Here is a 19,472-nt window from a genome sequence, read left to right on the forward strand (position 1 = left end):
AGCATAGAATAGCGCTCCATCCGATACCCGCAGTTTGGCAATCATGGCTGTCAGCACGTTCGACGTTTTCAAGATCGGCATTGGCCCGAGTTCCTCGCACACCGTAGGACCGATGAAGGCCGCCGAGCGCTTCGTGCACCGCTGGCTGCTGGACCCGGGTTGCCTGCAGGACGTGGTGCGCATCCGCGCCGACGTCTACGGCTCGCTGGCGCTCACCGGGCGCGGGCACGGCACTGACAAGGCCGTGCTGCTGGGCCTGGAAGGCCAGCGCCCCAACCTGATCGACCCGGACATCATCCCTGACACGCTTGAACGCATCCGCACCACCAAGCGGATCCGGCTGATGGGGACCCATGAAATCGCCTTTGATGAGAAGCGCGACCTGGGCCTGAACAAGCGCCAGAAGCTGCCCTACCACACCAATGGCATGCGCTTCACGGCGTATGACGCGCAGGACCAGGTCATTGCCACGCGCGACTATTACTCGGTCGGCGGTGGCTTCGTGGTCAACCAGGACGATGCGGCCGACGACCGCATCGTGCCCGATGAAACCCCCCTGCCCTATCCCTTCAGGAGTGGCGATGAACTGCTGGCCCAGACCGCCCGCAGCGGCCTGAGCATCGCCCAGCTGATGTTCGAAAACGAGAAATGCTGGCGCAGCGAAGACGAGATCCGCGAGCAGCTGCGCGAGATCTGGAACGCCATGCAGGCCTGCGTGACCCGGGGCATCCGCCAGGAAGGCACCCTGCCCGGCGGGCTGCATGTGTCGCGGCGCGCGCCGGCTCTGTACCGGGAACTGTCGTCCAAGCCGGAAGCAGCAATGCGCGACCCGCTGACCACGCTGGACTGGGTCAATCTGTACGCGCTGGCGGTGAATGAAGAGAACGCCGCCGGTGGACGCGTGGTCACGGCCCCCACCAATGGCGCGGCCGGTGTGCTGCCGGCCGTGCTGCATTACTTCGACCGGTTCTGCCCGGGTGCGAACGAGCAGCGCGTGTTCGACTTCCTGCTGACCTCGGCGGCCATCGGCATCCTGTACAAGGAAAACGCCTCGATCTCGGGTGCCGAGGTCGGCTGCCAGGGCGAAGTGGGCGTGGCCTGTTCGATGGCGGCCGGGGGACTGGTCGCGGCACTGGGCGGCAACCCCAGCCAGATCGAGAACGCGGCCGAAATCGGCATGGAACACAACCTCGGCCTGACCTGCGACCCGATTGGCGGCCTGGTACAGATTCCGTGCATCGAACGCAACGCGATGGGCGCGGTCAAGGCCATCAACGCCTCGCGCATGGCCATGCGCGGCGACGGCAAGCACAAGGTATCGCTGGACAAGGTCATCAAAACCATGCGCGACACCGGCCGCGACATGCAGGACAAGTACAAGGAAACCAGCCGCGGCGGGCTCGCGGTCAACGTCATCGAATGCTGACCTGACCCACGTCGTGCCGGGCACTGTCCGGCACGATGCGGCTCACGCGGTTATGCTCGGGGATCTTTTCCTGGAGACCGCCATGCGCATCCTGGCCGCCGCCCTGCTTGCCTGCCTGCCCCTGACCGCCCTCGCCGCCCCCACCTACGATGCCCGCCTGCAGGGCTTCGACTATGGTTGGCCGGTCAAGACCTTTACCTTCGATTCGCAGCGGCAATCGCTGGAAATGGCGTATCTGGATGTACCCGCCACTGGCCGGCCGCTCGGCACGGTGGTGCTGCTGCATGGCAAAAACTTCTGCGCCGGCACCTGGAAAGAAGCGATCACCGCGCTGAGCGCGGCCGGTTACCGGGTGATCGCGCCGGACCAGATCGGGTTCTGCAAATCCAGCAAACCGCTGCGCTACCAGTATTCATTCGGTCAGCTGGCCGCCAATACCCAGGCCCTGCTGGCCTACCTGAAACTGGACGGAACCAAGGTGGACCTGGTCGGCCATTCGATGGGCGGCATGCTGGCCACGCGCTTCGCACTGCAGTATCCGCAGCAGCTGCGTCAGCTGGCGCTGGTCAACCCGATCGGACTGGAAGACTGGAAGGCCAAGGGCGTGCCGTGGCGCAGCGTGGACGCCTGGTATGCCAATGAACTGAAGACGAACTTCGATTCCATCAAGAAGTATCAGCTGGAGGTGTACTACGGCGGCGAATGGAAGCCGGAGTATGAGCACTGGGCCCTGATGCAGTCCGGCATGTACGCCGGCCCCGGCCAGCAGGCCGTGGCCTGGAGCCAGGCGCTGACGTCGGACATGGTGTTCAACCAGCCAGTGGTCTACGAGCTGCCGAACCTGCGTGTGCCGACCACGCTGTTCATCGGGCAGAAGGACCGCACCGCCATCGGTCGAGACCTGGCTCCGGCGGCGCTGAAGGCCACGCTGGGCGACTATCCCGCGCTGGGCAAGGCCGCCGCCGCGGCGATTCCCGGCGCGACCCTGGTGACCTTCGAAGAGCTCGGGCATTCGCCGCAGGTGCAGGACCCGGCGCAATTCAACGCCGCTCTGCTGAAGGCGCTGGCTGCAGGGAAATGACGCCGATGTAGAGCCACGCAGGGCGTGGCTCTACGTGCGGGTGATGGACAGCACGTCGTCCAGCAGCGCGGCGGCCGTCACCTCGGCACCCGCACCCGGACCCTGGATCAACAACGGCTGGGCGTTGTAGCGGTCGCTGTGGATGGCGACCCGGTTGTCGGTCTGTGCGCCGCCGGCCAGCGGATGATCCTGCGGCACAATGCGCAGCCCGACCCGCGCGCCGTCATGGTCAAAGCCGCCGATGAAGCGCAGGCAGCCGCCTTCCAGCCGGGCCTGACGCCACTGCTGTTGAATGGGTGCGTCGAGCAGGGACAGCTGCGCCAAGGCACTTTCCAATGGCAGGCCCACGAGCGCGTCCGGCACCAGCGAGGTGACCTGGACCTGCTCGCTGCGCAGCGCGATGCCGCTGGCGCGTGCCAGGATCAGCAGTTTGCGGCGAACATCCTCACCCGACAGGTCCACGCGCGGGTCCGGTTCGGTGTAGCCGGCACTGAGCGCATCGCCCACCCACGCCGAGAACGGACGCTGCCCGTCGTAGTGATGGAACAGCCAGGCCAGTGAGCCGGACAGCACGCCTTCCACCCGATGGATGTGATCGCCGCCGGCCACCAGCGCGCGCAGGCTGCTGAGCAGGGGCAGCGCCGCGCCGACCGTGGCGCTGTCGCCGTAGCGGGCACCGCCCTGCGTGCCACTTTCAGCAATCGCCTCGGCACGCGACCAGTGCGTGCCCTGCCCGAGCTTGTTGGCGGTCACCACGTGCACCCCCCGCGCCAACCACTGCTCGTGCCAGTTGGCGACGTCATCGCTGGCCGTGGCATCGACCACCACGTCGCCGCGTTGCAGGCCTTCCGCCTCGGCCCAGGGCTGCAGCGCAGGTGCCGTGCGCGCGGCGCGGTTGGCCTGCTCCAGCTCCAGCACGGGTTCGGCACTACAGCGGAAGCTGGTGCGCGAATTGGCCAGCCAGGAGAACCGCGGCAAGGCCACGCCGCGCGACTGCAATGCCTGATAGCGCTGCACGAATGCACTGCCCACCGTGCCGGTACCCAGCAAGGCCAGACGCCGGGGCTGTTCGCGCAGCAACGGCACGACCGCGCTCATGCGTCCACCTGTTTGCGCAGCGCGGCGCGCGACTGCGCATCGATCACCGCCTGCGCGCGGGCCAGTCCGGCCTGCAGGTCGGTCACCAGGTCCTGCGCGTCCTCGATGCCCACCGACAGGCGCAGCAGTCCTTCGCTGATACCCGCATGCGCGCGGGCTTCAGGCGTCATGGCGGCATGGGTCATGGTCGCGGGGTGCGCCACCAGGCTTTCCACGCCCCCCAGTGATTCGGCCAGGGTGAAACAGCGCAGGCCGTCAACAAAGGCACGCACAGCGGCGTGCGGATCATCGCCCGGACAGGACGCCAGTTCGAACGAGAGCATCGCGCCGAATCCACTCTGCTGGCGTGCTGCAATGGCGTGGCCCGGGTGATCGGCCAGGCCCGGATAGTAGACCTGGGCCACCGCGTCGCTGGTCGCCAGCAGCTCGACAATGGCGGCCGTGTTTTCCTGGTGCACGCGCAGGCGCGCCCCCAGGGTCCGCAGCCCGCGCAGGGTCAGGAACGCGTCAAACGGCGAGCCGGTCAGGCCCAACGCATTGGCCCACCACACCAGCTGCTCGTGCAGCTGAGGATCACGCGCCACCACCGCGCCGCCGACCACATCGCTGTGGCCATTGATGTACTTGGTGGTGGAGTGCAGAACGAGGTCGGCACCGAACGCAATGGGCTGCTGCAGCCCCGGCGACAGGAAGGTGTTGTCCACCACCACTTTGGCACCCGCCCGATGCGCGGCGTCGATGACAAAGCGCAGGTCGGTGATGCGCAGCAGCGGATTGGACGGGGTTTCCACCAGCACCAGGGTCGGCGACTGCGCCAGCGCTTCGGCGAGCGAGCGCGGATCGGTCAGGTCTGCAGTTACCAGGGTGAAGTGCCCCTTCTTCGCCAGCGCGTTGAACAGACGCCAGCTGCCACCGTAAGCGTCGTGCGGCACCACCAGGGTGTCGCCGGGCTGCAGCAGGGCATTGAGCACCAGATTGATCGCACCCATGCCGGTGGAGGTGATCACGCCCCCCGCCCCGCCTTCGAGCTCGGCCAGCGCTTCGCCGAGCAGGTCGCGGGTGGGGTTGCCACTGCGCGTGTAGTCGTACTGGCGCTTGTTGCCGAAGCCATCGAAGCTGAAGTTCGACGACAGCACGATCGGTGGGGTCACCGCGCCGTAGGCGGTATCACGGTCGATACCGGCGCGCACGGCGGCGGTGACACGGCTACAGTTCGGCTCGGAACCGGCGGACAGGCTCATGCGTTTTCTCCCGGGGTGCGAAATGCGTTGGCAAGGATCGCGTCGATGCGATCGGTTTCTTTGAGGAAGGCGTCGTGGCCATAAGGCGAGCGCAGGACGCGCAGGCTGCCGAACGGGCCCAGCCCTTCGACCAGTCCGACCAGGTCGGCCAGCGGCACCAGGCGATCGCCCTCCACGGCGACCACCACCGTGGGCACGCTGATCGCGGCAGGGTCGACCCGGTGCAGATCGATGGATTCAGAAAGACGCAGGTAGGCTTCCACCGGCGTGCGGCCGACGTACTGCGCGCCAGCGGCATCCAGATAATCTTCGGCGGCGACACGGACCCGGCCGTTGACGACTTCCGGTGCGGCATCGAAGCGTTCACCGAATTCTTCCGGCGTGCGGTAGCTGAGCATGGCGAACTGACGCGCCAGGCTGAGGCCATGACTTTCCGCGCACTGCAGTTGACCCAGCGCAACCGCGCGGCGCTGCAGCGCGCGCCAGGCCGCCGCATAGGGGTGCGGACGATGCGCGCCACTGACCGCCACCAGACGGGTCACGCGCGTGCGGTGGCGGATCGCAAACTGCTGTCCCACCAGGGCACCGTAGGAGTAGCCGACGAATCCGTGCAGGCGGTCGATCCCGAGGTGGTCCAGCAGCACGGCCAGCGCGTCGGCCTGGTCGGCGGTGTCGATCGGCACGTCCAGCGCACCGTCAGCACCGAGAAAGTCGAATGCCAGGATGCGCAGCAACGCTGGATCGAGCGCACGTCCCGCGGCCACCAGCCCTTCGGCCCAGCCCTTCTCGCCGAACTCGGCGTTGGCGGCAACGTGGCGGTGCGCGGAGATCCCGCCGGCCAGCACCACCACTGGGGCGTCTGCGCGGCCAACCAGTTCGTAGCGCAGGCGGACCGGGCGCGCGCCGGCATGGCGCAGCGTCAGCACCGTGGCGAACTCGCCGCGCACGGCGGCCCGCCCGGCATCAACCGGCACGCTCAACGGAACGAAGGATTCAGAAACGGCGGCTGCAGTGGCGAACGTCATGGCGGTATCCCGGAGAGGAAAACGGCCATCGAGCTTTCGCGGAGCTCGCGTTCGAAGTGCGCGCACAGCGCACGATTCGAACCATCTTTCGGTGGACGCCACGGTCCCCGCAGGATTTGGCACCTACGCAGGGTGCTTGCGCACGCTGCGGGCTGCCCCGGCTTCAAAGGGCCTGTCCCTCTGCCGGTCTCGATGGTGGAGCCACGATGCCAGCGTCGAACCGGCCTGTCAATCCCTTCATCTGGATGAAGCGATATATTTTTTTCGCATAAGCCGCCCTGGCGAGCCTTTCCTGAACCCGTCCGGTTGCGTAGAGTCCGCCCACACTCACCGGATCACCGAACATGCGCTGGACCCTGCTGCCGCTGCTGCTCTGCCCGTTGTTAGCCAGCGCGGCGTCCTCTCCGGACTGGCGTTCAGGCTGGGGGCTGACACGCGGCCCCGACCCAAGGCCCCAGCAGGCCGCCGGCGGCATCGCCTCGGTTCAGCTGGAAAGCAGCGGCGAGCGCTGGCAGGCGCGCGTGGACAACCACCTGGCCGGGCCGGTGCAGATCACCCTGAGCCAGGACGTGGGCGCCGCGCTGCTGCCGGGCCTCCCGGTGCAGGCCGTGCTGCAGCCGGCTGCCCGGGTGGTGGTGGCGCAGCTGCCGTTGCCGGCGCAGGCCCAGCGGCTGAACGTCCGGCTGGAAGCCATTCCGGGCGATCCGGCAGCCCGCCCGCAGGACGTGGCCTATGCCCTGCCCTTCATTTCCACCCGCTTCCAGGTCACCCAGGCTCCGCAGGGCCGCTACAGCCACAGCGACCCGGAAAACCGCGATGCGATCGATTTCGCCCTGCCCGAAGGCACCCCGGTGCTGGCCGCGCGCCGCGGGAAGGTGATGCAGGTGCAGGGCAACTTCACCGGAAACGGCACCGACCCGCTGCGTGACCGTCAACGCGCCAATTTCATCCGGATCCTGCACGAAGACGGCAGCATGGCGGTCTATGCCCACCTGCGCGCAAATGGCGTGCTGGTGCGCAGTGGCCAGCAGGTCGAGACCGGCCAGCGCATCGGACTGTCCGGCAATACCGGCTACAGCACGGCACCCCACCTTCACTTCGTGGTCCAGGCCAATACCGGCATGCAGTTGCAGTCGGTACCGGTGCGCATCGTCACCGACCGGGGCGAGCTGCACTTCGCACGTGAAGACGGCCCCACCGGGCCCGCCGCAAGCCCTTGAGCGCTCAGGTATAATCAGGCGCTTATCTCTCTGAAAAGCGCCCCGGGCGGGCGCGCCACGCCATGTCCGAAGTCGCTACCGAAGCTGCGCGCCGCCGCACCTTCGCCATCATTTCCCACCCTGACGCCGGCAAGACCACGCTGACCGAAAAGCTGCTGCTGTTCGGGGGCGCGATCCAGATGGCCGGCTCGGTCAAGGGCCGCAAGGCTGCGCGCCACGCCACCTCCGACTGGATGGCGCTGGAAAAGGAACGCGGCATTTCGGTCACCTCCTCGGTGATGCAGTTCCCGTACGAAGGCAAGATCGTCAACCTGCTCGATACCCCCGGCCACGCCGACTTCGGTGAGGACACCTACCGCGTGCTGACCGCGGTGGACTCGGCGCTGATGGTCATCGACGTGGCCAAGGGCGTGGAAGAACGCACCATCAAGCTGATGGAAGTGTGCCGCCTGCGCGACACCCCGATCATGACCTTCATCAACAAGCTCGACCGCGAGGGCAAGGAACCGATCGACCTGCTCGACGAGGTCGAGAGCGTGCTGGGCATCCAGTGCGCACCGGTGACCTGGCCGATCGGCATGGGCCAGCGCCTGAAGGGTGTGGTGCATCTGATCAGCGGCGAAGTGCACCTGTACGAACAGGGCCGCAACTTCACCCGCCAGGACTCGACCATCTTCCCGTCGATCGACTCGCCCGGGCTGGCCGAGAAAATCGGCGAACAGATGCTGGCCGAGCTGCGTGATGAGCTGGACCTGGTGAAGGGCGCCAGCCACGCCTTCGACCTGGAGGCCTACCTGGCCGGCAAGCAGACCCCGGTGTTCTTCGGATCGGGCGTGAACAACTTCGGCGTGCAACCGTTGCTGGACTTCTTCGTCGAGCACGCGCCGTCGCCGCAGGCACGTGCCACCACCGGCCGCGAAATCGCTCCGCAGGAAAACAAGCTGACCGGCTTCGTGTTCAAGATCCAGGCCAACATGGATCCGCAGCACCGCGACCGGGTTGCTTTCATGCGCGTGTGCTCGGGGCGATTCACCGCCGGCATGAAGACCTTCCACGTACGCACCGGCAAGGAAATGAAGCTGGCCAACGCGCTGACCTTCATGGCCAGCGACCGTGAAATCGCGGCGGAAGCCTGGCCGGGCGACGTGATCGGCATTCACAACCACGGCACGATCTCCATCGGCGACACCTTCACCGAAGGCGAGCCGGTCAGCTTCACCGGCATCCCCAACTTCGCCCCGGAACTGTTCCGCCGCGCGCGCCTGCGCGACCCGCTCAAGCTCAAACAGCTGCAGAAGGGCCTGGCCCAGCTCTCGGAGGAAGGGGCCACCCAGTTCTTCCGCCCGTTGATGAGCAATGACCTCATTCTGGGTGCCGTGGGCGTGCTGCAGTTCGACGTGGCCGCCTACCGCCTGAAGGACGAATACGGCGTGGAAGCCGTGTTCGAGCCGGTCAGCGTGACCACTGCACGCTGGGTGACCTGCGACAACGAGAAGAAGCTGGAAGAGTTCCGCGAAAAGAATGCCAACAACCTGGGCATCGACGCAGCGGGCCATCTGGTCTACCTCGCTCCGACCCGGGTCAACCTGCAGCTGGCCCAGGAACGCGCACCGGACGTGCGTTTCGCCGCCACCCGCGAGGCGGCGCACAGCATTTCGGTCGGCTGAGCACCGCCGTGCGATGATAGGGGGGAGCGGGATCCCCCTCCCCGCGGATCGCATCGCACATGACTACCGTTGCTTCCGTCCGAGAAGAAATCGCCAGCGCCCTGACCCACGGTCTGGGCGCGGTGGCCGCGCTGGCCGGCAGCGCCGTCCTGATCACCCTGGCCGCCATCTACGGCGACGGCTGGCAGCTGGCCAGCGCCATTGTGTTCGGCATTGCCCTGCTCCTGCTGTACACCGCCTCCACGCTGTACCACGCGATCCAGCACCCGGTCGCCAAAGGCCGGCTGAAGGTGTTCGACCATTGTGCGATCTACCTGCTGATCGCCGGCACCTATACCCCGTTCACCCTGATCGGCCTGCGTGGTCCGTGGGGCTGGGGTCTGTTCAGCGCGATCTGGGCGCTGGCGGTGTTCGGGGTGATCTTCAAGCTGTTCTATACCGGCCGTTTCAAGCTGCTGTCCACGGCGATCTACATCGCGATGGGCTGGTTGGTGGTGGTGGCGATCAAGCCGATGTGGGCGTCGATGGATGGCTGGACGCTGGGTTGGTTGTTTGCGGGTGGGTTGTCATACACCTTGGGGACGTATTTCTATCACCGCGAGTCGATTCCTTATTCGCATGCTATTTGGCACCTTTTCGTCATCGGCGGGAGCGTTTGCCATTTTGTGGCGGTGACCGCCCAGGTTCTGTAGAGCCACGCCCTGCGTGGCTGCTCTTCGTTCGGGCGTCATGAACGCCTGACACACGTCTTCGGTTGGCTCTAAACGTCGGACCGGTTGATTGACGCCGTTTTCGTGCGGCTTCGGACGCTTGTGCCGCGCTGCGCGCGGGTACCACGCATGGCGTGGTACCTACGAATTGTTACGTGCGCAGGACGATGGCGATGATTGTGCTCTCCTGCGCGGCCACGTGTTGATTCCGGAAATCCGCATGACCCGACCGGACCTGCTGCTGGAAACCGCACCACGCAAGGACCAGCCGGGCAACTGGGATTTCCTGGGTCCCAGTGACGGTAAGCCGCCGGTTCTGCAGCGCCTGCTGATCGACGACGGCCGCCTGCAGTTTCTGGATGCCGCAGGAAAGACCGACATTCTGGTGGCCTTGAACAGCGGCAAGCCGAAGAACGCCGACAGCGCACCGCCCCTGCTGGTGAAGGGTAAAGGCCGCTGGCAGGGCAATCCGTTCACGCTGGACGGCAACACGGAATCACCGCTGGAATTGAGCAACAGCGACCATCCGTTCCGCATCCACCTGGACGGGCGCGCTGGCGCGACTCATGCCATCGCCAGCGGCACGCTGACCAATCCGTTCGCGCTGCGCACCTTTGATCTGGACTTCATGCTCAGTGGCCAGGACATGGAAGACCTGTATCCGCTGGTCGGGCTGGCGATTCCGTCAACACCGCCCTACAAGCTGAAGGGCCGCCTGAAGCGCAACAACGACGTGTGGCGTTACGAGAACTTCACCGGCACGGCGGGCGACAGCGACCTCGGCGGTACGGCGCAGATCGAAGTGGGCCGTGAACGCCCATTCCTGAAGGCCGAGCTGGTCTCCAAGCGCCTGGACTTCGATGACCTGGCCGGCTTCGTCGGCGCGCCGCCGAAGACCGGCAGCGGCGAGTCGGCCAATGCCGAGCAGAAGGCCGAGGCCGCTGAGCTGAAGGCCAGCACACGCGTCCTGCCCGACACGCCATACAACCTGACCAAGCTGCGCGCGATGGACGCGGACGTACGCTGGAAGGCGCAGCGCATCAATGCACCCTCGCTGCCGCTGGACGACATGGATGCTCACCTGACCCTGGAAGCCGGCCTGCTGCAGCTGCAGCCGTTGAACTTCGGCGTGGCCGGCGGCGACATCCGCAGCAACATCCGGCTGGACGCGCGCAAGGACACCATCGACACCCGCCTGCAGGCCAGCATCCGCAAGGTGCAGCTGGGCAAGTTGTTCCCGGATGCAAAACTGGCCGAGCAGGCTTCGGGCGGGATCAGCGGCGATATCGACCTGCGCGGTCAAGGCAACTCGGTGGCCACGATGCTGGGCAGTTCCGACGGCACCGTGGCGGTGGGCATGGGCCGCGGCCACATCGGCAACCTGATCATGGAACTGGCCGGGCTGGACGTGGCCGAGTCGCTGAAGTTCCTGTTCACCGGCGACAAGCAGATTCCGCTGCGCTGCGCGTGGGGCGATTTCGGGGTGGCGCGCGGCGTGATGACCTCCACGGCGCTGGCCTTCGATACCGAGGACACGTTGATCTTGGGCGAAGGCACGGTGGATCTGAAACAGGAACAGCTGGATCTGCTGCTGCGGCCGCGCCCCAAGGACATCAGCATCCTCGCGCTGCGTTCGCCGCTGCGCATTGGCGGAACGTTCAAGGATCCGTCGTTCCGCCCCGACTTCAAGGCGCTGGGTGTGCGCGGTGCAATTGCACTTACGCTGGCCAGCATCACCCCGCCAGCCGCCCTGCTGGCGACCATCGAGACGGGCCCGGGCAAGGACAGCAACTGCGGGGGTCGCTACGCGAAATGATCCGGCGACGAAACGCGTAGTGACACGCCATGCGTGTCAATCAATGCCACGTTCGGGACCGCGATGACATGCATGGCGTGTCACTACCGGCGTCAACCAGTGACGATGTACTGCTGCAGCTGATCCAGCTTCTGCGCCTGGTCGTCGATCACCGACTTGACCAGATCGCCGATGGAAATGACGCCGATCACACCGCTTTCGTCCACCACCGGCAGGTGACGGATGCGATGGTCGGTCACCAGCTGCAGGCAGTGTTCAACCTGCTGCGCGGGCGCAACGGTGATCACCTGCGCGGTCATGATGTCGCGGACCTGCGTGTTTCGCGAAGAGCGCTCATGCAGCACGATCTTGCGTGCATAGTCGCGCTCGGACAGGATCCCGACCAGATGGCCCTGGTCCATCACCAGCACCGCACCGATGCCTTTTTCCGCCATCAGCCGGATCGCGTCGATCACCGCCGCGTCCGGGCGGACCTCGAATACCTCAGGAGACTTGCCTTCCAACAGCTGCCGTACCGTGGTCATCTGTCTGCCCTCCAGCAATGGGATGCAGGGCCGAGTCTGCCACGGACGGTGCATGCCAGGTGTCAACCAGATACAGCGGCCGCTGTTTGGACTCCTCGTACAGCCTTCCCAGATACTCGCCAATCAGACCCAGCGCGATCAGCTGCACCCCGCCCAGGAACAGGATCACCGACATCATGGTCGGATAGCCCGCGACCCGGTCGCCGTACACCGCCGCCTTGATGATCACCCACATGCCGAACACGAAAGCGAAACTGGCCGTGGCCAGACCCAGGTAGGTCGCGGCCCGCAAAGGCGCGGTGGAAAAGCTGGTGATCCCCTCCAGGGCAAAATTCCACAGCTTCCAGAACCCGAACTTGCTGCTGCCCACCATGCGGGCATGGCGGTGGTAGGGCAGCGCCTTGCGCCGGAAGCCCACCCAGCCGAACAGCCCCTTCATGAACCGGTGGCGTTCACGCAGCTGACCGAGCGCCTTCACCGCGCGCGGCGACAACAGCCGGAAGTCGCCGGTGTCGGCCGGGATCGGCGTTTTCGACAGCCGCCGTACCACCCGGTAGAACGCTGCCGCCGTGGTCCGGCGGAACCAGCTCTCTCCATCACGCTCCAGCCGAGTGCCGTAGATGTTGTCGTAGCCCTGACGCCACAACGCCACGAACTCGGGAATCAGTTCCGGCGGGTCCTGGCCATCGGCATCGAGCAGCATCACCGCGCCAGCATCCACGAAATCCAGGCCCGCGGTCACCGCCGCCTCCTTGCCGAAGTTGCGCGACAGCCGCAGCAGCCCGACCGACGCATCGTCGGCCGCCAGGCCCTGCATGACCTGCCAGGTGTCGTCGGTGCTGCCGTCGTCGACGTACAGCACCCTGCATTCCAGATCCGGCAGCGCATCGAGCACCGCGCGCAGGCGTGGATGCAGCAGCGGCAGCGCCTGCGCTTCGTTATGTGCGGCAATGACCAGGGTCAGGCGTTCGTTCGGCATGCGTCAGTCCTCGCCCAGATAACCGGCTCCACCCAGCTGCCGGGCCTGGCGCTGGATCCAGGCCGCGCGGCGCTGCACATACGGCCCCGGCTTGGCCGCACTGTAACGGCGCGGGGCCGGCAGCACCGCCGCCAGCCGCGCGCTTTCCGCCGGCGTCAGCCGCGCGGCGTCCTTGTTCCAGTACTGGCGCGCAGCGGCCTGGGCTCCGTAGATGCCGTCGCCGAACTCGGCGATGTTGGCGTACATCTCCAGAATCCGCGATTTCGGCCACAGCGTCTCTATCAGCAGCGTGTACCAGACCTCCAGCCCCTTGCGCACCCAGCTGCGGCCCTGCCACAGGAACAGGTTCTTGGCCACCTGCTGGCTGATCGTGCTGGCCCCGCGCAGGCGCCCGCCGCGCGCATTGTGGTCACGCGCCTTCTCGATGGCCTTCAGGTCAAAGCCGTTGTGCTGGGGGAAGCGCTGGTCTTCGGCCGCCACCAGTGAGATCGGCAGGCTGGAGGCCATCTGATCCAGATCGCGCCACTGGTAATGCAGGCGATAGCTCCAGTCACCCTCCCCCAGCGCCTCGCCATAGCGCCACAGCATCACCGTGGACAGCGGCGGATCGACAAAGCGCAGCACCGCCACCTGCAGCACGCTGCCGGCCACGAACAGCAGCGGCAGCCACAGCAGCAGCTTCCAGCGCCAGCGGCGCGGACGCGGGGATTCCAGGCCGGTGTCGGCCTTGTGGTTGCTACGCTCTGCCCCCATTACTGGTGCATCCTCTGCTTACACGGTTGTCGGCGCATTATCCGGCAACCTGCCTCCTTTTATATAAGCCTGCCCACGACCTGATGACTGCCCAGACCGACTCCCTCACCCGCTTCCTGCTTCCCGACGCCGGCGTGCGCGGCGTGCACGTCCAGCTGGACGCCGCCTGGCAGGAGATCCAGGCCCCGGCCAGCTATCCGCCGGCGGCCACCGAACTGCTGGGCGAAGCCAGCGTGGCGGCCGCGTTGTTCACCGGCCACACCAAGGTCGACGGGCGCCTGTCCATCCAGCTGCGCAGCAGCACCGCGCTGCGCACCCTGTTCGCCGAGTGCACGGCCGCCGGCACCCTGCGTGGTGTGGTGCAGCTGGCCGAGGGCGGCGGCGAGGTATCGCGGGATCTGACCGCGCTGGGCGCGGACGCGCTGCTGGCCATCACCATCGAAAATCCCGGTCTGGATCCGCGTGAGCCGCAGCGTTACCAGAGCCTGGTCGGGCTGGATGCCGCCGCGCTGGACGAAGCCTTTGAGGACTACTTCCGTCAGTCCGAACAGCTGCCGACCCGGCTGCTGCTGGCTGCCGATGGCAGCCGCGCGGCCGGCCTGCTGCTGCAGAAGCTGCCGGGCGATGAAGGCGATGCCGATGGCTGGGACCGCGCCAGCGCCCTGTTCGAGACCTTGGGCAAGCAGGAACTGCTGGACACCCAGGCCCAGACCCTGCTGCATCGGCTGTTCCACGAGGAAAAGCCGGAGCTGCTGGGCGAGCGCCCGCTGCGCTTTGCCTGCTCCTGCTCACGGGAGCGGGTGGAAGGCATGCTGCAGTCGCTGGGCGAGGAAGAGGCCCGGGCCGCAGCCGAGCCGACCGGTGCCGTGGAGATCCGATGCGAATTTTGCGGACGGGAGTATCACTTTTCGTTGACGGAGTTGGACATAATGTTCCATGACGCCGGGGTTGCCTCTCCGGCTCCTGAACGGCTTCAGTAACCGCCGTACGAGTTTTGTTCTGGGGAGAACCAAGACTTGTCAACGAACACTTGTTAAGAAATCATAAACACCCTAGGATCAGGTTCCCGCATTGTCGGGAACTTGTGCTCACCCCTGCTGTCTGAGAAGTCCCATGCGTGCCCTCCTGCGTCTACCGCTGGCCCTGATGATCGCCCTTGCCGCGATCCCGGGCGCGTATGCGCAGTCCAAGGCCCGTGCTGACAGCACGGTGCTGCCGGTGTGGAACAAGGGCAGTGGCAAGGTCGAGGCCCTGCTGTACCTGGAGCCGACCGGTGAACAGGCCGCAGGCGCGCGCTGGCACTTCGGGCGCAGCTCGCTCGATGCGGCATTCGGCCTGTCGTCGGGCGATTCGCTGGGTCTGCTGTGCAGCAGCAGTGGCGGCGGGGCCAGCATGAGCAGCCTGGCCAGCCATTGCATGCTGGCCAGCCTGGGCGATGACGACGAAGACAGCCCGCTCAGCCGCCGCGTCACCGGCACGGCCGCCTTCAACCGCCCCGGCGGCCGCCTCGGCATCACCGCCGGCACCGGCCGTGAAAGCCTGCCGGCCTGGCTGGCCGGCCCGAACAAGTCGCCCGCACTGCGTGCCGAACAGAACGATCTGACCGTGTTCGGCCAGAAGAACATTGGCCGCGAAGGCTTCGTGTCGATCGGCGGCACCTACGCCAAGGCACGTCTGGTGCCGTTGTCGGATGTCTCGCCTGCCCTGGTGGACCGCTGGGACAGCAAGAGCCTCACCCTGGGGGCCGGCTACGGCAACTTCAGCGGCAACATCATCGGCCGCGTGGTCGACGTGCCCGGCCAGCCCGGCAAGTGGGAAGGCCTGGGCCTGGGCCTGACCTGGCGCACCCCGTGGAGCGGCCAGCTCACCGTGGGTGCCGAGAATGTCATCACCCGCGGCAAGAACCCGTTCGCGCCACGCAACGAGAGTAATGACGAAGGCACCGTGCCGTACGTCCGGTACGAGCAGGATCTCTGACCGGCGACCCGGTCCTATCTGGCTTCAATCGAAAGCGCGCCTCCGGCGCGCTTTTTGTTTGCGCGTGCGTAACGTCGCTGGTTGACGGATACAAACCGTTACACATCAGTCGCAACTATTTTCATAACGTTTTTTTAACATAAGTCCATGCAGCTGTCGCAAACGCCTTGATCCACAAGGACTTTGCCGAATTTCACATAGATCACAGACTTCATTAACACTACTTTAATTCTTGCGAAGTGGGAGTTAGTATCGAGTCAGCCTTGTGGTCTTTGGTGCTCCGTTTGGCACCGCCTTAAGGCACACACCCCAGTGAATACCCAAGATTCCCTTGGAGAGAGAGAGCAATGAACTTTAAGTCCAACAAGCTGCGTGATGCAGTGCTGGCGGCTCTGGTCGTCGGTGCGGGCATGGGCGCCGCCCAGGCTCAGGAAGCCGCCGAGACGACCAACCTGGATCGCATCTCGGTTACCGGTTCGCGCATCAAGAGCACCGACATCGAAACCTCGCAGCCGGTGCTGAGCCTGACCCGCGCGGACATCGACAAGCAGGGCGTGACCTCGGTCGCCGACATCCTGCAGCGCGTCGCCGCCAACGGTGCCGCCCTGAACCGCACCTTCAACAACGGCGGTGACGGCTCCTCCGGCATCAGCCTGCGTAACCTGGGTGCCCAGCGTACCCTGGTGCTGGTCAACGGCCGTCGTTGGACCACCGGTCTGGACGGCAGCGTCGACCTGAACACCATCCCGGTCGCCATGATCGAGCGCATCGACGTCCTGAAGGACGGCGCATCGACCATCTACGGTTCGGACGCCATCGCCGGCGTGGTCAACATCATCACCAAGCGTGACTTCGACGGTGCTGAGGCCAATTTCTACAAGGGCCAGTACAGCCAGGGCGACGGCGAGCGCGAAGCCTATGACTTCACCCTGGGCACCACCACCGACCGCGCGTCGATCATGATCGGCGCGTCGTACGTGAAGGAACAGGAAGTCATGGCCGGCGATCGCAAGATCTCCGCCGGCGGCCCGCCGTTCTTCAGCGGCCAGAGCGGCACCGGCATCCCGGGCTCCTACCTGCTGGGTGGCCGTCGCTACGTCGACATCAACGGCGTGCAGACCCCGTTCGTCAGCAACGTCCACGGCTACAACACCGCCCCGGACAACTACCTGCTGACCCCGCAGGAACGTACCTCTCTGTTCGCGTCGGGTTCGTACAACCTCACCGACAACATCACCTTCCGCACGGAAGCGATGTACAACGAGCGCAAGTCCGAGCAGCTGCTGGCTGCCATGCCGGTCACCGGCATGGACCTCAGCGCCGCCAGCATGTACAACCCGTATGGGGTTGAGCTGACCGGCGTGAACCGTCGTTTCAATGAAACCGGCGGTCGCTCGTTCAACCAGAACGTCAAGAACTGGCACTTCTACGGTGGCTTCGAAGGCTTCTTCGAGTTCGCTGGCCGCAGCTTCGACTGGGATGTCGGCTACCGTTACGACAAGACCGATCAGAACGACCTGACGTACGGCCTGCTGAACCTGGCTCGCCTGGAAGAGGCCTACGGTCCGTCGGGCATCGACCCGGTGACCGGTGCCGCAGTGTGCTTCGATGCGTCCGGCGCGATCATTCCGGGCTGTGCGCCGATCAACCCGCTGGGCGGCCTGGGCTCGATCTCGCAGGCGGCGCTGGACTACACCACCTTCACTGCGCACGACTCCAACACCCAGATCTCGAAGGGCTACTACGCCAACCTGTCCGGCACCATCGCTGAACTGCCGGCCGGTGCACTGGGCTTCGCGGTGGGCTACGAGTACCGCAAGGAAAGCGGCCAGTTCGACCCGGACGCCTTCATTGCTGCAGGCCTGAGCACGGGTAACGGTGCCAGCCCGACCGCAGGTTCGTACGACCTGGACGAGGTCTACGCGGAACTGTCGATCCCGGTGTTGGCTGATCTGCCGGGTGCCAAGCTGCTCGACTTCAGCGTCGCAAGCCGCTACTCGAAGTACAGCAACTTCGGCAACACCACCAACAACAAGTTCGGGTTCCGCTGGAAGCCGATCGACGACCTGATGATCCGTGGTAACTACTCGGAAGGCTTCCGCGCGCCGAGCATCAACGACCTGTACCGCGGTGATGCCGATTCGTTCGAAACATACGCCGATCCGTGTGCGGTTCCCAACGGCCTGCGCGGCATCCCGTCGGTGGCTGCACAGTGTGCGGCGGAAGGCGTGCCGATTGGTTTCGTGCAGCCGAACACCGACGGTGACGCCGGTGCCATCCAGACCGTCGAGCCGTTCACGTGGCAGGCCAATCCGGACCTGAAGCCGGAAACCTCGACCAGCAAGACGCTGGGCTTTGTGTTCAGCCCGAGCTTCGCCCAGGGCCTGAACATCACCCTGGACTGGTGGCAGATCGAAATCGAAGATGCGATCACCCGTCCGTCGATCGGTGACATCCTGGACCGTTGCTACCAGGGCACCGCGCAGCAGCAGGCGATCTACTGCGGCCTGATCACGCGTGATCCGAACTTCGGCGCTGACGAAGAAAACTACACCATCGTCAACGTGAACATGCCGCTGCAGAACCTGTCCTCCTACAAGGTGGAAGGCTGGGATCTGGGCCTGCTGTACCGTCTGCCGGAAACCTCGTTCGGTCAGTTCACGATCAACTGGGACAGCACCTACCTGAGCAAGTGGGAAACCAAGGCGACCGCCGATGGTCAGGCGGAAGGCCTGCAGGGTGACTACCTGAACCAGGATCCGTACTGGCGCATCCGTTCGAACTTGTACGTCGACTGGTCCTTCGGTGACTTCGGTGTCAACTACGGCCTGCGCTACAAGTCGGGCATGACCGAAGAGTGCGGCCTGGGCGGCGCGCTGAGCGGCTACTGCTCCGATCCGGAGAACGACAAGAATCACATCGGTGCGACCACCTATCACGACGTCCAGTTCCGCTACAACACCCCGTGGAACGGCACCGTCATGGTGGGTCTGAACAACGTGTGGGACAAGCAGCCGCCGGTTTCCTACCAGGTGGCGTACAACATGTTCGACCCGCAGTACGACCTGCCGGGCCGTTACTACTACATGCAGTACAAGCAGAAGTTCTGATCGATCCACTGATCAGCACCTGATACAGCAACGGCCCCGAAAGGGGCCGTTGTTTTTTGTGCGCGCTGCGGTGGCGCGCCGGATCTGCAGACACGAAAAAGGCCGCGTTTCCGCGGCCTTTTCAGGGCATCTGCTCACACTCAACCGATCGGGATCAACGTCTCGATCACGTGCTCCACATACGCTTCGAAATCCTCGCGCGCCTGCTTGGGCTGCTGCAACTGCAGCGACAGCTGCAGGAAGCCCACATACGCGGCATAGGCCAGGCGCGCGCGGTGCTGCGCATCGGTGCGGCTCAAGCCCGCCTGGCGGAACGAAGCCACCAGATACTCAAGACGACGGTGCGAAACACGGTCGATGACCGGCCGCACCATCGGGTGGTCCAGTGCCTTCAGCAGTTCGCTGTAGATGATGTGCGGCTGCACTTCGTGCGCCACCACCTGGAACAGCTGGCGCAGACGCGCGCGCGGATCGGGGACATCTTCCAGGCTGCCGAATACCTGCTCCTGCTCGAACAGCTCCCAGCGTTCCAGCGCGGCCTGCAGCAACGCATCGCGCGAGGGGAAATGCCAGTAGAAACTGCCCTTGGTCACTCCCAGACGACGGGCCAGCGGTTCTACCGCCACCGCGCCTACGCCTTGTTCAGCGATCAGATCCAGAGCCGCCTGGGCCCAGTCCTCCGCACTCAGGCGGCTGTTGCGGCCGGCACGGGGCTCGCCGGCGGAAGCTTCAGGTTCATTCATGCTGATGATTTAACCATACGCCGAGGTCGGTTTGTGTGGAATTGACAGATCGGTTGACCGCGAAGACCCCGATGGGGCGGGCCTTCACGACCACCATACCGA

The 19,472-nt window shown here is 65.5% G+C and carries 15 protein-coding genes, 1 pseudogene and 1 riboswitch; of the genes and pseudogenes, 9 read left to right on the forward strand and 7 right to left on the reverse strand.

Annotation, left to right across the window (positions count from 1 at the left end):
• Positions 1 to 43 precede the first annotated feature (43 nt).
• Both RT551_RS06345 and RT551_RS06350 read left to right on the forward strand, forming a co-directional pair.
• The gene (locus RT551_RS06345; protein ID WP_313456604.1) at positions 44 to 1,426 is read left to right on the forward strand and encodes an L-serine ammonia-lyase; all 1,383 of its coding nucleotides are present in this window, start codon (positions 44 to 46) and stop codon (positions 1,424 to 1,426) included.
• 82 nt (positions 1,427 to 1,508) lie between these two features.
• Positions 1,509 to 2,507, forward strand: coding sequence for an alpha/beta hydrolase (locus RT551_RS06350; protein WP_313456607.1), 999 nt, complete (start codon positions 1,509 to 1,511; stop codon positions 2,505 to 2,507).
• A gap of 30 nt (positions 2,508 to 2,537) precedes the next feature.
• Here RT551_RS06350 and RT551_RS06355 read toward each other — a convergent pair whose 3' ends face one another.
• The 3 genes from RT551_RS06355 to RT551_RS06365 are packed head-to-tail and all read right to left on the reverse strand — an operon-like array spanning position 2,538 to position 5,871.
• Positions 2,538 to 3,605 carry a homoserine dehydrogenase gene (locus RT551_RS06355; RefSeq protein WP_313456609.1) on the reverse strand — a complete coding sequence of 356 codons (1,068 nt, stop codon included), beginning with the start codon at positions 3,603 to 3,605 and terminating at the stop codon, positions 2,538 to 2,540.
• Positions 3,602 to 4,846 (reverse strand): O-succinylhomoserine (thiol)-lyase, encoded by a 1,245-nt coding sequence (locus RT551_RS06360; protein WP_313456612.1) that lies wholly within the window; start codon positions 4,844 to 4,846, stop codon positions 3,602 to 3,604. The genes RT551_RS06355 and RT551_RS06360 overlap by 4 nt, the downstream gene beginning before the upstream one ends.
• On the reverse strand, positions 4,843 to 5,871 hold the full coding sequence (locus RT551_RS06365; protein ID WP_313456613.1) for a homoserine O-succinyltransferase: 1,029 nt from the start codon (positions 5,869 to 5,871) through the stop codon (positions 4,843 to 4,845). Before RT551_RS06365 ends, RT551_RS06360 begins: the two co-directional genes overlap by 4 nt.
• 78 nt (positions 5,872 to 5,949) lie before the next feature.
• A riboswitch (SAM riboswitch) is annotated at positions 5,950 to 6,070 on the reverse strand.
• A gap of 145 nt (positions 6,071 to 6,215) precedes the next feature.
• Here RT551_RS06365 and RT551_RS06370 point away from each other — a divergent pair.
• The 4 genes and pseudogenes from RT551_RS06370 to RT551_RS06385 form a co-directional block, all read left to right on the forward strand.
• Complete coding sequence (locus RT551_RS06370; protein ID WP_313456616.1) at positions 6,216 to 7,091, forward strand: M23 family metallopeptidase; 876 nt, start codon at positions 6,216 to 6,218, stop codon at positions 7,089 to 7,091.
• Positions 7,092 to 7,153: 62 nt separating this feature from the next.
• On the forward strand, positions 7,154 to 8,758 hold the full coding sequence (locus tag RT551_RS06375; protein ID WP_313456618.1) for a peptide chain release factor 3: 1,605 nt from the start codon (positions 7,154 to 7,156) through the stop codon (positions 8,756 to 8,758).
• Positions 8,759 to 8,817: 59 nt separating this feature from the next.
• Positions 8,818 to 9,450, forward strand: a complete 633-nt coding sequence (locus RT551_RS06380) for a hemolysin III family protein (protein ID WP_311192262.1) — start codon at positions 8,818 to 8,820, stop codon at positions 9,448 to 9,450.
• 202 nt (positions 9,451 to 9,652) lie between these two features.
• A pseudogene (locus tag RT551_RS06385) lies at positions 9,653 to 11,284 on the forward strand (AsmA family protein); the annotation flags it as partial.
• Positions 11,285 to 11,376: 92 nt separating this feature from the next.
• Here the strand turns inward: RT551_RS06385 and RT551_RS06390 are convergent.
• From RT551_RS06390 to mtgA, 3 genes are read right to left on the reverse strand one after another with little or no spacing between them, the layout of a single operon-like run.
• Positions 11,377 to 11,808, reverse strand: a complete 432-nt coding sequence (locus tag RT551_RS06390; protein ID WP_313456622.1) for a CBS domain-containing protein — start codon at positions 11,806 to 11,808, stop codon at positions 11,377 to 11,379.
• Entirely contained in the window at positions 11,768 to 12,787 is a 1,020-nt protein-coding gene (locus RT551_RS06395; protein ID WP_313456623.1) for a glycosyltransferase family 2 protein, read from the reverse strand. The genes RT551_RS06390 and RT551_RS06395 overlap by 41 nt, the downstream gene beginning before the upstream one ends.
• A gap of 3 nt (positions 12,788 to 12,790) precedes the next feature.
• Positions 12,791 to 13,540, reverse strand: a complete 750-nt coding sequence (mtgA, locus tag RT551_RS06400; protein ID WP_313456626.1) for a monofunctional biosynthetic peptidoglycan transglycosylase — start codon at positions 13,538 to 13,540, stop codon at positions 12,791 to 12,793.
• A gap of 83 nt (positions 13,541 to 13,623) precedes the next feature.
• On the opposite strand from mtgA, the gene RT551_RS06405 reads away from it, so the two are divergent.
• The 3 genes from RT551_RS06405 (at position 13,624) to RT551_RS06415 (ending at position 18,627) form a co-directional block, all read left to right on the forward strand.
• Positions 13,624 to 14,520 (forward strand): Hsp33 family molecular chaperone HslO, encoded by an 897-nt coding sequence (locus tag RT551_RS06405; RefSeq protein WP_313456628.1) that lies wholly within the window; start codon positions 13,624 to 13,626, stop codon positions 14,518 to 14,520.
• A gap of 133 nt (positions 14,521 to 14,653) precedes the next feature.
• Positions 14,654 to 15,517: a hypothetical protein gene (locus RT551_RS06410; protein ID WP_311192269.1), complete on the forward strand. Its 864-nt coding sequence runs from the start codon at positions 14,654 to 14,656 to the stop codon at positions 15,515 to 15,517.
• 347 nt (positions 15,518 to 15,864) lie between these two features.
• The gene (locus RT551_RS06415) at positions 15,865 to 18,627 is read left to right on the forward strand and encodes a TonB-dependent receptor (protein ID WP_313456632.1); all 2,763 of its coding nucleotides are present in this window, start codon (positions 15,865 to 15,867) and stop codon (positions 18,625 to 18,627) included.
• Between the two features lie 140 nt (positions 18,628 to 18,767).
• Here the strand turns inward: RT551_RS06415 and RT551_RS06420 are convergent, their stop codons facing one another.
• Positions 18,768 to 19,370: a TetR/AcrR family transcriptional regulator gene (locus RT551_RS06420; protein WP_125357883.1), complete on the reverse strand. Its 603-nt coding sequence runs from the start codon at positions 19,368 to 19,370 to the stop codon at positions 18,768 to 18,770.
• Positions 19,371 to 19,472: the final 102 nt, after the last annotated feature.

Source organism: Stenotrophomonas sp., from assembly GCF_032103445.1.
GTDB lineage: Bacteria > Pseudomonadota > Gammaproteobacteria > Xanthomonadales > Xanthomonadaceae > Stenotrophomonas.